Origin of the sequence: Desulfosporosinus sp. FKB, from assembly GCF_002196705.1 — a bacterium.
Lineage (GTDB): Bacteria > Bacillota > Desulfitobacteriia > Desulfitobacteriales > Desulfitobacteriaceae > Desulfosporosinus.
Window position 1 is genome coordinate 313,278 of record NZ_NADJ01000039.1, and the last position, 15,021, is coordinate 328,298.

A 15,021-nucleotide genomic window follows, 5' to 3' on the forward strand; every position below is an offset into this window, starting at 1 on the left:
CGATACGGAGTTCTTGTTTTTTTATGAGTATCTGTTAATCGGCTGATTATTATAGTTTTTCCAGCTTCAGACCTGTCTTATGACCATTAAGGTTCTGTCTTTCCAAACTCGGATCATTAACCTTCTCAATAGTGACGGCTAGAGTTTCCCGTTTAATATAGGTTTCAAACAACGTAACGGCTTCGCTTATTTCCTCATCGCCATCAAAGAAGATATTAATCCTGTCCATCATTTCGTAGCCGTTATTTTTTCTCATTTGTTGTACCTTAGAAACAAACTCCCTCGCATATCCTTCATTAATCAGGTCTTTCGTAAGCGTTGTATCCAGGATTACAAATAAATTGTCCTCCACGGTCATTGTAAAGCCTTCTTTGGCAGAAATCGAAGTAATGACATGATCTTTAACCAGGTCTATAGTTTCTCCCTCTACCTCAAGCGAAACAGTTTCCCCCGCTTCTAATTTAGGCACGATCGTAGAAGCGTCCAGGGTCGCCAGCACTTTGCTTAAAGACTTTATTTTCGAGCCAAAGATAGATCCTGCTACTTTGAAATTGGGTTTGAGGCTAAAGCTCATATATTGATTTAAATCCTGAGCAAAAACAACTTCTTTAACATTTAATTCCTCTTGAATCAAGGGAAGCATATAGTCTATTAATTGTTGATATTTGCCATCGATCAAAATCTTTTGAATTGGCTGCCGAACTTTAATTTTAACTTGTTCCCTGGCCGCTCTGCCCAAGCCTACAAGATTTCTTACCAAATCCATTCTTGTTTCCAACTCGTTGTCAATCAGCTGTACGTCAACGACAGGATAATCTGCGAGATGAACTGACAGATCATCTGTTAGTCTCTTAAAGAGTTCTTCAGAAATATAAGGTGCAAAAGGCGCCACCAGCTTGGACAGACCTAGAAGAATTTCATAGGTGGTATTGTAAACAGCTTTCTTATCATCCGTTAGTTCTGTACTCCAGAAACGCCGGCGTGCACGTCTGATATACCAGTTGGAAAGGTCTTCATTGACAAACTCCTGAATCTTTCTGACAGCTTTGGTTAGATCAAAAACAGTGAGATCTGACTCAACGGCTCGAAGGAGACTGTTGTATTTCGATATGGCCCACCGATCAAGCTCTGGACGATCCTTATACTCAATAAAGAACGTTCTCGGATCCAGCTTATCCGTATTGGCATACAAGGAGAAGAAAGCATAAACATTTCTGAGGGTGCTGAAGAATTTACTTTGCACCTCTTTCAGCCCTTCAATATCAAATTTTGTCGGAGTCCAAGCAGGAGATACATAGAGCAAATACCAGCGTAAAGCATCGGCTCCGTATTGATCAAACAACTCAAAGGGGTTAACAGTATTTCCTTTGGACTTGGACATCTTATGCCCATCCTTATCCAGGATCAGATCATTAACTAATACTCGTTTATAAGGAGCAACTCCTTTGACAAAGGTGGAGATCACGAGCAGCGAATAGAACCATCCTCTCGTCTGGTCAATCCCTTCACAGATAAAATCTGCCGGAAAGACTTGATCAAAAGTCTCGCTGTTTTCAAAAGGATAATGTTGCTGGGCAAAAGGCATTGATCCGCTGTCAAACCAGCAATCGATTACATCCGTAACACGGGTCATCGTTGAGCCGCATTTCTCGCATTTAAGATGGATACCATCAACAAAGGGCCGGTGTAATTCCACCGTTTCATCCAGGGGCTCCAGAGATTTCTCTATTAACTCTTTGCGGGAGCCTATGGATGTGGTATGCCCACATTGGCATCTCCAGATATTAAGCGGTGTGCCCCAATATCTGCTGCGGGACAGTGCCCAATCGTTGACATTCTCCAGCCAGTTGCCAAACCTTTTTTCTCCCACATAATCAGGATACCATTCAACACGGTTGTTGTTTTCGACTAATTTATCCTTAAATTTGGTAACTTCAATATACCAGCTCGGTTTCGCATAATAAAGCAGCGGAGTATGACATCTCCAGCAATGGGGATAATTATGATCTACTTTTTCCTTTTTGTATAATTTTCCTTCCCCGTGCAGCCACTTGATGATCTCCAGATCAGCATCCATAACAAAAGTACCTGCCCAGGGTGTAGTCACAAATTTACCGGTTTCATCAACTGGTTGAAGCACAGGCAGGTTATACCTTCGCCCGGTGTTGTAATCATCTTCACCAAAAGCCGGAGCAGTATGAACGATTCCTGTTCCATCCTCCGTCGTCACATAATCGCCTAAGGTAATAAAGAAGGCCTTTTTATCTGTTTTTACAAAGGACATCAACTGTTCATACTCTACATGCTCAAGGTCTTGGCCAAGGACTTGGTCCAAAACCTCAAACTCTTCTCCCAGTACTTTGGCCGACAACGTCTTAGAAACATAATAGACTTCATTATTTTGTCTGACCTTCAGGTATAGTTCCTGGGGATTTACCGTCAGGGCCACGTTTGAAGGCAGAGTCCAAGGCGTGGTCGTCCAGACTAAGAAGTATTCCTCGGCATCTTTTTTCTTGAATTTTACGTAAACAGTATTGGTCTTTATTTCCTCATATCCCTGGGCAACTTCATGGGAAGCCAGCCCCGTACCGCAGCGTGAACAATAAGGCAGAATTTTGTGTCCTTCATAGATTAAACCCTGTTTGAAAAACTGATCAAGAATCCACCATACGCTTTCGATATAGTCATTATTCAACGTTACGTAAGGGTGATCCAAATCAATGGAATACCCCATCCGTTTGGTCATTTCCCGCCACTGTTTCTCATAGCTAAATACGGATTCCCGACATTTTTGATTGAATGCAGCAATACCATAAGCTTCTATTTCCTGTTTATTGGAAAGCTTAAGCTGTTTTTCGACTTCGATTTCTACAGGAAGTCCATGAGTATCCCATCCGGCTTTGCGTTTAACTTGATAACCCTGCATAGACTTTAAGCGGCAGACGGAATCTTTAAGAGTTCTGGCGATAACGTGATGGATCCCCGGTTTACCGTTAGCTGTAGGAGGTCCTTCATAGAAGACAAAAGGAGTCTTGCCTTCTCTAATTTGAATGCTTTTATTGAGTATCTCATTTTTGTCCCAGAAATCAGCTATTTCGCTTTCTTTATGAGCTACGTGTTGCTCCGCTAAAGGTTTGAAGTCAGCCATGATTATCTTCCCTTCTCAATGAGTTAATTGTGACAAAATACTGTGGCAATAACAACAAAAGTCCCTAAGTCTATGACTTAGGGACGAATTATCGCGGTACCACCCTTTTTATTAATGGATTGCTCAAGAAACAATCCGTTAATCACTCAAAACATGTAACGTATGTCACTCGGAGCAGCTTAATTAGTTCAGCCGCCCAACTCCAAGGTGATCTTCATAAAGAACCTTCGTCATAATCTTTCAGCCAAGGATTATGTCTCTAAGAACCAGATTCTTAACTACTGTCCTTTTCATCGTTGTTTTCCATACTTTAACCGAAATTATAAAAACTTAAACTTACACCATGAGTCTTCACTCAAGGTTAAAATTTACAATCCCCCACGTATCCCCGAATTATAAGACTATACGCCTAAAAGATTGTAAGAAATAACGTAAAAACCCAAATCAGGCCATATGCGAAAGGATTAATAAAATCAGCCAATTAGTAGATCTAATTAATAAAGTTTAACCAATATCTTGCTAAAAGTAAACCCTTTGTAGGATAATTCGTTGCTTTTTTAACTGAAATACTCCTCGCTGCCCACGCTTTACCTAAAAGCATAGCACCTGACATGGGACCGTAAAGTAAACTCCAATAAGAAAGAGGACGTTACAAAAACCTAAGGTTTAAGCAGCGTCCTCACTCTTCACTTTACTTATAAACCGATTTTCAGTATTGCATTTCTGCAAAACGCTTTAAAGTTTGGTATTTATCCCGAGCATGGCCCTCGGCAACGTTGAACATTTCTTGTGCGACATCCGGGAATACGTTTAGCAGAGAAGAGTATCGGATTTCGCCCTTTAAGAAGTCTTGGAAAGAAGCCGTAGGCTCTTTGGAGTCAAGTGTGAATGGGTTCTTTCCTTGATCTTTAAGGCGGGGGTCAAAGCGCCAGAGATGCCAATAACCGGCTTCGACAGCCTTTTTCTGTTCAAGGATACTTGTTCCCATTCCGGATTTGATCCCATGGTTTATGCAAGAAGCATAGGCAATAATGATCGAAGGGCCATGATAACTTTCGGCCTCAGCAATCGCCTTAATCGTTTGATTCATATTCGCTCCCATGGCTATTTGCGCAACATAGACATAGCCATAGGTTGTGGCAATAAGGCCTAAATCTTTCTTGCGGACCTTCTTGCCTGCTGCTGCGAATTTTGCGATAGCTGCCGTCTGCGTGGCCTTTGAGGATTGTCCGCCGGTGTTGGAGTATACTTCTGTATCCATTACCAGAATGTTTACATCATCACCGCTGGCGATGACATGGTCAATGCCGTTATAGCCAATATCATAGGCAAAACCGTCACCACCGAAAACCCAAACAGAGGGTTTGATGAGATAGTCTTTCTTTTCTTTGATTTCACAAAGAAGCGGATTACCTGCGGCATCTTCACTCTCCATCACTTCAAGCAGACGGGCAGAAGCTCTTTTCGATCCTTCTCCGTCTTCCATATTGTCCAGCCATTCTCGGAAGGCATCTTTAAGATTCTCGCTGAGAGAACTTTCTAACCCCTGACGCATTAATTGAGCAAGCTTTGCTCGAATCTGCTTAGAACCTAAATACATGCCATAACCAAACTCGGCATTATCTTCAAACAGCGGATTCATCCAAGCAGGACCTTTGCCTTCAGCATTAACCGTATAAGGAACCGAAGGAGCGCTGCCCCCCCAGATTGAAGAACAACCTGTGGCATTGGCAATAATCATGCGATCACCAAACAGCTGAGTTATCAGGCGAGCATAAGGTGTCTCACCGCAACCTGGACATGCTCCGTGAAATTCGAGAAGTGGTTGGGCAAATTGACTGCCTTTCAGGGACTTAACATCCATAAGATGACGCTTTTCCGCAACATGTTTAATCGCGTATTCCCAATTTTCGGATTCCATTTCTATTTCATGGTCAGCAGGTTTCATGACAATGGCTTTACCCGGTGCAGGACAAACGTCAGCACAGTTTGCACAACCGGTACAATCGAGGGGAGCAACTTGAATACGGTAGTGGTAACCTTCCAGCCCTTTGCCGATCGGTTTCTTAGTTTTGAAAGTATCCGGAGCTTTCTCAAGTTCGCTGTCATCCAAGAGGAATGGACGGATCGTTGCATGAGGACAAACATAGGAACACTGATTACATTGGATACATTTATCGATTTGCCATTCAGGCAAATAGACGGCAATTCCCCGTTTTTCGTAGCGTGTAGTGCTTAAGGGGAAGGTTCCATCTTCCACCCCAACAAAGGAACTGGTCGGCAAATCTTCTCCTTCGTGACGCGCCATAGGCCTTTGTATAGTTTTAACAAACTCCGGTTCATCTTTGACAGGCATTTCCTCATCCGGAACTTCAGCCCAGGAAGCAGGAACCTCCACTTTATGTAGAGCTTCAATTCCGCGATCCACCGCCTTATGATTCATCTCTACGATGTTGGAGCCTTTTTTGCCATAGACTTTCTGGATAGAGTCTTTGAGGTATTGAATAGCGTCCTCAACAGGGATGACATTGGCTAATTTGAAGAAGGCAGCCTGCATGACCATATTAATCCGCCCGCCAAGACCAATTTCCCCAGCGATGGAAATAGCATCGATAATGTAAAAATTGATATTGTTCTTAGCGATATATCGTTTTAAAGAAGCCGGTAAATGATCTCCGATTTCTTCAGCACTCCAAGGACAGTTTAAAACAAATGTTCCACCTTTTTTCAAACCCTTAAGAATGTCATAGTGATAAATAAATGACCTATTATGACAAGCAATGTAGTCAGCGTCAAACACCATATAAGAGGATTTAATCGGCTTCTTGCCAAAGCGCAAATGGGAAATCGTTGTACCACCGGATTTCTTGCTGTCATATTCAAAATACCCTTGAACGTAAAGATCCGTATTATCGCCAATAATTTTGATGGCACTTTTATTAGCCCCAACCGTACCGTCAGAACCGAGTCCCCAGAATTTGCAGCGTATAGTACCCTCCGGCGAGGTGTCAACGGTCTCCTCGATAGGTAACGAGGTATTGCTCACATCGTCAATAATGCCAATGGTAAAGCGATCCTTAGGCTGAGCCTTTTTCAAATTCTGATAAACAGCGATTATCTGTGACGGAGTAGTGTCTCTGGAACCCAAACCATAACGCCCGCCCACAATTATGGGTTTTGAGGATTCATGATTAAAGATCTGAACAATGTCCAGGTATAGAGGTTCCCCCGTCGAACCTGGTTCTTTTGTCCGATCAAGAACGGCAATTTTTTTAACAGATTTAGGCAAAACATCAAAAAAGTATTTTTTGGAGAATGGACGATATAAATGTACTTTTATAAGCCCGACCTTTTCTCCCCGCTGGGCTAAGAAGTCTATAGTTTCTTCAATGGTATTGCAGACAGAACCCATGGCGACAATAATCGTTTCCGCCCCAGGATCACCGTAATATTGGAAGGGATGATACTCCCGTCCGGTTACTTTCTTAATCTCTTTGAAGTAATCTTCAACAATATCCGGAACGGCTTCAAAGAAAGGATTGGAAACTTCCCGGCCTTGGAAATAGATGTCGGGGTTTTGGGCTGTACCTCTGAGAACAGGGTGATTGGGATTTAAAGCTCTATCTCTGAATTCTTTAATCTTATCATAATCTACAAGCTTCCCAATCTCGTCGTAACTTGTCGTTTCTATTTTTTGGACCTCATGGGAGGTTCTGAACCCATCAAAAAAGTGCAAAACCGGAACCCTTGATTTAATGGCTGCAAGATGAGCGACAAACCCCAAATCCATGGCTTCTTGAACGTCATTTGAGCAGATCATCGTAAAACCGGTTTGCCGGGCAGCATTAATATCTTGATGATCGCCAAAAATTGATAAGGCATGGGTCGCCAAAGCCCTGGCACTAACGTGGAATACTGCCGGCACCAGGTTTCCGGCCATTTTATACATCTCGGGAATCATAAGCAGTAATCCTTGAGAAGCAGTGTAGGTTGTCGTCAGGGCTCCGGCTTGAAGGGAGCCATGAGTTGCAGCGGCAGCTCCTGATTCCGATTGCATTTCAACAACTCTTACAGGTTGATCAAATAAATTCTTCTTGCCGTGAGCAGCCCATTCGTCAACCCCTTCTGCCATTGGGGAAGAGGGCGTGATTGGGAAGATCGTTGCAACCTCAGTCAGAGCATACGATGCTTCTGCTGCGGCTTGGTTCCCGTCCATTGTTTTCATTTTCTTAGCCACACTGAGAGCCTCCTCTGAAAAAACTTTGAATCTGGTCTAAATTAGTATTCGTCATTGGAAAACTCTCATACATGTTTTAAGGAAAAAAAGCAAATTCAAGACCCAATGTCAATAATCCGTTTGTTATTAATAAGAAGATTCTCCTGAAAAGCTCTCAAAAAGGACTTTTCAGGAGAATCTACCTAATCGTAAATATTTTTCCCACACACAATTTTAATAAGGTATAAAAACAAACAAAGATTCAAAATTGAAGTCATCACCGGTATAGTACTAAAAGCCGCTTGGTTAATACCCTCGTTGGTTTGGCAAAGAATAAGGTAGGTATTGACAAACCCCGTAACACTTACCCCTATTGACAATAACATAAACCGCTTATCCTTGGTATAAATAAATGCCAGAAGCGCCAGGGCTGCTGCAGGAAACAAATACCGCTCATGCATGCTGGCCGAAAAAAGAAAGACGCCGGATATCAAAATGAGAGCTGAAACCGAAAGAAAACTCTCCTTCTTGCTTTTAGCAAATACGAACCAAGCCAACAAGGTTACAAGAACAATGAAAATCAATCCCCAACTATGATAGTTTAAGAACAAGAAGGGCAAGGTGTCTTTTTTATAGTTAGCGCCCAATAAATAAAAGAAATTAAAAGCATTGACAGATGCATAAGGATATTCACCCAAAGTACTTGTAAAGAGCTTAACAATCCAGAGGGGATTTTGCTGAAGTGAAAACGGCAAAATAATTGTTACCGCCGTCAGCAACCCGGAGATAAGAACTTTACCAATACTTTTTAGGCTTTTCTGCCTTACCAGCTCAAAAAATAAGATGGGAAGGAAAATGATTCCCTGCGGCTTCATAAGGACTGAAGCCGTGAAAAAGATGGCCGCATAAACGAGTTTTCTTTCCATTAACAAAACTACCGCAGTTACGATAAGCAAAGTAAAGAAGGAATCGACCTGGCCCCAAATAGTCGAGTTGACAAGAACAGCTGGGTTAAAGATATAGAACGCTGCTACCATGGTACTTAATTCCGCCGAGAGATATTTGCGGGCCAGCTTAAAGAGCAGGAGGGCAGTGATTATATCCGCCAGGATCGAAGGGAGCTTAAGCAAAATGGTATAATAAGCACTCATCGCTTTGAGACTGCCAATTTTACCGATCAAATATAATATGTAAATATACAGTGGAGGATAATCACTGGCATGACGTCCTACGTAGAATTGGGAGAAATTATTGGCTGCTAAGGCGGCCCAGGATTTAAAGGTATTGAGATCAAAGGGATGCCCTTCGATAAGGATACCTAAGGCAATTCTAAGTAATAGTCCGGCACAGATCAGAGTCACCATTATAATTCTTTGGTTACTTCTATCAATGAGCAGCTTGGCAAGAATCTCTTTATATTTTGGGGAACTTTTAAGAATAAAGAAACTAACTAGAGCTGCCAGGAAAAATAATACGGTGTAGGCAACGACCTGAACGGTAAAGCTATTACCCGCATTGCTTCTTCTGCCTGGCCCGGGAAATGTGCCCCGATTAAAGGAACGGCCATTAGAGTTAAATTGCCCGTTGGGCGAAGCCTGTACTCCATTTTCATGGGGTCTAATTTGATTTTGCCCCTGGTCTGCGGGTTGCCCGCTAAACTGAGGAGTCTGGACGCTCTGAGACTGATTTTGGGAAAACACTCTGCCAGTGGATGCAGTGTTTGAATTATGATGAACTACAGCATAAAAACACAGAAAAAATGAGGCGGCAATGATCAGAACCGCACTTAACCTGAATAAAGACCTCTTGACCGGCAACAATCTTCACACTCCTTAGGTACACTTACTCATCTGACTAACCCGGATCTAAACTCCTGAAAGGTAAAATTACACTCTGGAATTGCTTAGACATCAATAGTGTTCTAAATTTTAGTTCGCCTATTAACACTTGTGCTATTTGCCGACCGAAAAACCCAAAGACGGCTGCCTAAAAAATTAATGACTACACTTCCTGCTATGGAAAAAAGCCTGCTTACAAGCATCGAAAATCCCCAAGTGGTGTGAACCCAAAGCAATAGTCCGTAAGTTAGGGACAGAGTCACTAGATTCAAGACAATAAACTGCACAAGTTGTCTTATAGACTGCTGCTGGGCAGATTCCTTAAAGGTCCATTTCTGATTGAGCAAAAAACTGTTCATTACGCCACAGCTGTAAGAAAGAGTATGGGCCGGAAGCAAGGGAATTCCCCAGGCAAAGAGCAAGGCAAAAACGGACAAATCAATAGCGGAATTAAGGGTTCCTACGACACAAAACTTAAGAAATTCCTGTTGACGCTTTGTAACCTTTGCCAATCTTCTTCACTGTCCGTTCATTCTCTTCATTTCTATAACATTCCTGCACGATATATAAGGGACGGTGTCTCGCTTCATCATAGATACGACCGATATATTCACCCATAATTCCCATCATGGTGAGAAGAATTCCCGTTAATATAAACTGAGAAGCTAAGACAAGATTCCAGCCGCTGATTGGAGAATGGTCAACTGCCTCAAAGCCAATTAAAAAAAGCAAATATACAAAACCTATAACCAGGAAAAAAAGCCCGCTATAATTCGCTAATTTGATCGGTTTAAAAGAAAAAGAGGTAAGACCGTCAAGGCTTAGCTTTATCATCTTTCCTAAAGAATACTTCGTTTCCCCGGCCAAACGGGGATCTCTGCTGTACTCGACGGCAGTTTGCCTGAAACCAACCCAGCTTACCAAGCCGCGCACATAGCGGTTCTTCTCAGGCAATTGTTGCAAAGCATCACAAACTTTGCGGTCCAGCAAACGAAAATCACCGGTATCGACAGGAATATCAATATCTGTACAGGTACGCAAAATTCGGTAAAAAAGACGAGCAGTTAGTTTTTTGAAAAGTGTTTCGCCCTTACGCTCACTGCGTTTGGCATAAACGACTTCATACCCCTCCTTCCATTTGGCAATCATCTCTATAATTAATTCCGGGGGATCCTGCAAATCGGCATCGATAACAACAACCGCAGCCCCGACAGCATAATCCATCCCCGCTGTAATGGCGATTTGGTGCCCAAAATTACGGGAAAAGGAGATCAACTTTACGGATTTGTCATGATCGCAAAAACCTTTGATAAATTCAACGGAACGGTCTAAGCTCCCGTCATTAACAAAAACTAATTCATAAGGTTCTTGGATCGCATCCATAACCTTTTTTAAGCGCCGATAGGTTTGCTCAAGGACAGCTTCCTCATTAAAAACCGGAACCACAATAGAATAACGCATGTCCGTACTCATAGTTCTGCCTCCTTGTTACGGATTGACTTCATATAAAGTCCCAGCTCCAAACATTCCTCTGCCTCCTTGGAGAGCGCTTCCCGAGCCGGATTGCCAAGCCGACTGCGGAACTTCCTTGCCATTTTGGCGAATCCAGGATTGAATATCTGAGCTGCCTCTTCCCTGTCCTCCTCCGGACAACAGAAAATATTTAACCTCTTTAGCAGCTATCATTTGCTTTAATTTGTCCACCGTAAGAATCGGGTCGGAACCGGAAAAACCACCCATAGCCATTACTGCCTTTCCGGTTTGGATAATATAAGCTTCCGCCGTACCGGCATTGGCAGCAGCAAACAGGAACTTTTCGCCTGTGTTATGAGCTTCTAAATATGTGACTAATTGAGTATCAACATTTTCCCTCATCTGCCCCGGCCCCTGTCCGGGAACTTGACTAAAGGACTGCTCCTGCCTGCCCTGATAATTAGACCTTTGATCTTGTACTTGACCGGGTATGGAATCGGCGCCGAAGCCTTGGCGCCCATCTCGCCCTGGCTGGGTTGTCAGCCTGGAGAGACCGCCATGATTGAGTTGAGGCCCGGCTTCAGGTATCATACTGTTTCCTCCGTAAAGAAGAGGTGTAGAAGCCCAATATAATGGCGCGGCCAGCAAAACAAGCAATCCGCCGATGGCAGCAGTTCGACTGAACAAAAGCTGACGTTGCGGAAGCTCTGAGCTTACGGACCTGCTCCTGATTAAAGACAAAGCTAAATACAGGGAAAAGACACATCCCAAAATCCCCACGCTTATCGTCCAAATAGAACCAATTTGCAACCGATAGGGCCAAAGAATATAGAGTTGAAATAAGGTTGTACCGAGAACACCTATGGGCAGCAGCCATCCTTTCCAACCCTCGCGGTTACGATAGAAGCCATAGAACTCTGCCCATCCCGCTCCTGATAAAGCAGCGATAGAAGGCCCCAGCATGATTAAATAGTAGGAATGGAAAAAACCCGCAACACTAAAGAATCCCATCATTGGCAGCAGCCAGGCCAGCCAAAACAAACTCTCCTTTTGTTTGTCCGTCAAAAGCTGCTTTCTGCGGATTCCAATTAATAAACCAAGCGCTGACAACAGGGCAAAAGGAAGCAGCCAGCTGATTTGACCGGACAATTGAGATTGGAAGAGGCGGAAAGGACCGGCTTTCCCCGTGTTAAACATGCCTCCGCCGCCGAAAAAGCCGCCTCCCTCCGGCCTTGATTGTCCCGTTCGGCCGGATGAATTATTACCGCCAAAAGGGCTATTCCGTTGGATACTATTTGGCCTGGCGGCAAAACCTTGATCCGGCGCAAAGCCGCCGGAAAACTGTCCTCTGATACTTTGCCTTTGGTTTTTATTGCCGCCCGGACCATGTTGCCCGGTTAAACGGGATAAACCGTTATAGCCAAAGGCCAGTTCAAGAACTGAGTTTGTTTGGCTGCTTCCGATATAAGGACGATCCGCAGGAGGTATACTGTCCACAACCAGAGCCCAGGAAAAGGAAACGACTAATAATACCGCTGTCGAGGCGGAGAGAATGGCTAGTCTTCTCTGCCAATTAACCTTAAAAGCCAGCCAATAGAACAGGTAAAAAGCAGGGAGCACCATATAGGCTTGAAGCATTTTAATATTGAATCCCAAACCGACTAGAGCAAAAGCTGCCATAAACCAGATTGGTTTACTCGTTCTGGCCCCTCTAAACAAACACCAGGCGGCCGCTAAGAGGGTGAAAACCAACAAGCTGTCGACGTTATTGGTACGGCTGACAGCAGCTGCAATGGGGGTAAAAGCAAAGATAAAAGCCGAAACTCTAGCCGCTGTTTGACCAAAGGAAGGTTTAACAAGAACATAAATCAGCAAAACAGACCCGATTCCTGCAAGAGCCTGGGGCAAGATAACACTCCAGCCATGAACCCCAAACATAGAAGCAAAAAGTGTCTGCACCCAAAAGGCAACCGGCGGTTTATCAACTGTGACAAATCCCCCTGGATCAAAGGAGGCAAAAAAGAAATTATGGAAACTTTGCAGCATGCTTGTTACTGCCGCAGTATAATAGGCATTGGCATATTGGTCTTTCCAGATCCCATAAATATTTAAAAACCCGGCGAGTAATGCTGCTCCCAGTAAGAAAGGATCGATGCGCTTGACCTTGGGAATCATAGGTTTTCAACTCCTTACCGTACATTAATAAATCAATAAAGCTAATTCTTCCTCATCGAGCTAAACACAAGAGCTTAAACACAAGAAATCAAAACTTCGGGATAAACCTATGTAACAAATGGTTAACAGAATTTATCCGCAAGAAATTCTACCAGTTAGTATAACCACGCACCCATACTAAGGATATTGCATTTGTATTAAGATATTGTGATGACTATGTGGTAGGTATTTTAAGATCCTGTCAAGGTTATTTATCACCCAATAGTAAAGAGGTTGACTTATCTCCGCCCGGGAAGATAAATCAACCTCTTCTTATTACTATTTTCGCAAAACTCCTCGCTTCTTATTTCATAATGATTCCTTCTGGATCAATGACTTGGTAAAGTAAATCCAATTCTTCATAAGTAGGTGTCAGTGTTTCACCCTGACATCGCGCAATATTAAGCTCGAAACTGCAGTTTTCCCGGCATTCCTCAGGTGTGAAACCAGGATGAACGGTGTCAAGGTACATTTCGCCCTGCTCGTCAAAACGATAGACTCCCATATCAGAAATCACAGCGGCCGGACCGCCATTAAAGGCTGGGCCATAGACTTGTTGTTTGGGAACCCATTCTTTATCCGGCCAATGAGGAATTTTCCAACCCGGCGAGGTGATATAGCTGACTCTTTCCACAAAGCGCCGTTTTTGACCTAACTGAGGCATAATTAAAACACTTCTCTTCGCCAGGGAGTGAATATCTGAGTTTCCGCCGCTGCCGGTAAGCCTTTTGCCCGTGGGACCGCCCATAAAGGTGCAGTTAACGTTTCCATAGAGGTCAACTTCTGCCCCTCCCAGATAAGCCAAGTCAACCTTCCCTGACTGGAGCTGCCCGAAGACATCCGTTAAACCATCAGCCACAGCTGCCTGATAACTGCAGCGGGCATCGGCTACCGAGGTCGGCAGATCAATGGGTCTGCCGTCAATTGAACCTGATTCATAAATGCATACAGCTGTAGGAGCTTGAGTATGCTGAGCAACCATGATCGCTAACATCGGCAAACCGGTCCCTGCAAAGACAATTTCACCATCCTTAACTTCTCGAGCAGCAGCACAGGCTAAGAGATCCATGGGCTTAAATTCGCCGGGTTTAGAATATCCTTTTTTGCTCTCCATTATCTCGACCCCCTTTTCATTGTCGAAGAATAGCCTAGAGCAGGATTGGCCCTTAGGGACTCCAGACGGCTGATCCCCAGCTTATTAAGATATTCCTGAAAATCTTTGACACCAAAGATCCATTCCTCAGCCCACTGGTCAAAGCCTTCCTGAGTCCGAGTCGCTTTAAAAAAGTCGGCTATAAATTCACCGTCCGGTTCATGTACCCCATATAACCCCGTTGGGTGAGCACCCCAAGGCAACTCAACAATATAGTCAACCAGGTATCCCGGCAGCATATTGCGGGTTGGTTCCCGCCGCAAGTATTCCTCTGGAACAATTTGTTCTGTGATAATAATATTGTGCTTCGAAGCCTTGATAACTTCCTGGTCACTGAATTTTAAGCCCTCAACTCTTACAGTTCCTTCATTACCGGCCATTTGAACATGGGTGATGCACCAGTCCGGATTAGCGGCAGGAACGAGGACGATCTCAGAATCTGTGAAGGGCTCTTTATACATCATGTATTTATGCTTGCCGATATGAGGATTGGAGCCATTACGGAGTCCCGCTTTACCAAGATTGTCATTCTCCGGATTCAACATATCGCAGCCCATGGCAGAATAGGTCGGCAAAAAGGGCAGACCTTTTGCTCCGGCAGTTAACCGGTTCAAAATATGGATATGGGCCCAATCTTCGTATAAGATTTCACCCTTTTCTATCCTGCGGGCAAGATTACTGCCAAATTTCCCATAAAGTTCATGCCCGCACCAGCTCGATTCCCATATGCCAACGCAGCCGGCGCCGACAAGCATATCATCATGTGTCCCGCCATTGACCTCTACGAGGTGAAGATTCCGCTTCTTCTGGCGAATCAATTCATAAATAGCAGCCATAGGACGACGCCAGACTGTAAATCCTCCGAAGGTTAACATATCCCCGTCATTGATCTGCCCGATGGCTTCTGTAAGGCTTACAACTTTAGGCCTAGCCATGACACAACCCCCTCACTGTTATTTCATGCTTCCTTCAGCGAACG

Annotated in this window: 8 protein-coding genes and 1 other annotated feature; all 8 genes read right to left on the reverse strand. The window is 43.8% G+C overall.

The window, feature by feature from the left end; translation table 11 throughout:
• Positions 1-49: 49 nt before the first annotated feature.
• Complete coding sequence (gene ileS, locus B5Y67_RS20225) at positions 50-3,148, reverse strand: isoleucine--tRNA ligase (protein ID WP_088228196.1); 3,099 nt, start codon at positions 3,146-3,148, stop codon at positions 50-52.
• 76 nt (positions 3,149-3,224) lie between these two features.
• Positions 3,225-3,451, reverse strand: a binding site (T-box leader).
• A gap of 406 nt (positions 3,452-3,857) precedes the next feature.
• Entirely contained in the window at positions 3,858-7,385 is a 3,528-nt protein-coding gene (nifJ, locus tag B5Y67_RS20230) for a pyruvate:ferredoxin (flavodoxin) oxidoreductase (protein WP_088228197.1), read from the reverse strand.
• Positions 7,386-7,567: 182 nt separating this feature from the next.
• Positions 7,568-9,184 (reverse strand): glycosyltransferase family 39 protein, encoded by a 1,617-nt coding sequence (locus B5Y67_RS20235; RefSeq protein WP_242976055.1) that lies wholly within the window; start codon positions 9,182-9,184, stop codon positions 7,568-7,570.
• A 101-nt stretch (positions 9,185-9,285) separates the two neighbouring features.
• Complete coding sequence (locus B5Y67_RS20240; protein WP_088228198.1) at positions 9,286-9,714, reverse strand: GtrA family protein; 429 nt, start codon at positions 9,712-9,714, stop codon at positions 9,286-9,288.
• Positions 9,677-10,675, reverse strand: coding sequence for a glycosyltransferase family 2 protein (locus tag B5Y67_RS20245; protein ID WP_088228199.1), 999 nt, complete (start codon positions 10,673-10,675; stop codon positions 9,677-9,679). The genes B5Y67_RS20240 and B5Y67_RS20245 overlap by 38 nt, the downstream gene beginning before the upstream one ends.
• A gap of 15 nt (positions 10,676-10,690) precedes the next feature.
• On the reverse strand, positions 10,691-12,850 hold the full coding sequence (locus tag B5Y67_RS20250; protein WP_088228200.1) for a glycosyltransferase family 39 protein: 2,160 nt from the start codon (positions 12,848-12,850) through the stop codon (positions 10,691-10,693).
• A gap of 343 nt (positions 12,851-13,193) precedes the next feature.
• Positions 13,194-14,003, reverse strand: a complete 810-nt coding sequence (locus tag B5Y67_RS20255) for a CoA-transferase (RefSeq protein WP_088228201.1) — start codon at positions 14,001-14,003, stop codon at positions 13,194-13,196.
• Positions 14,003-14,977 (reverse strand): CoA transferase, encoded by a 975-nt coding sequence (locus tag B5Y67_RS20260; RefSeq protein WP_088228202.1) that lies wholly within the window; start codon positions 14,975-14,977, stop codon positions 14,003-14,005. Before B5Y67_RS20260 ends, B5Y67_RS20255 begins: the two co-directional genes overlap by 1 nt.
• Between the last annotated feature and the right edge of the window lie 44 nt (positions 14,978-15,021).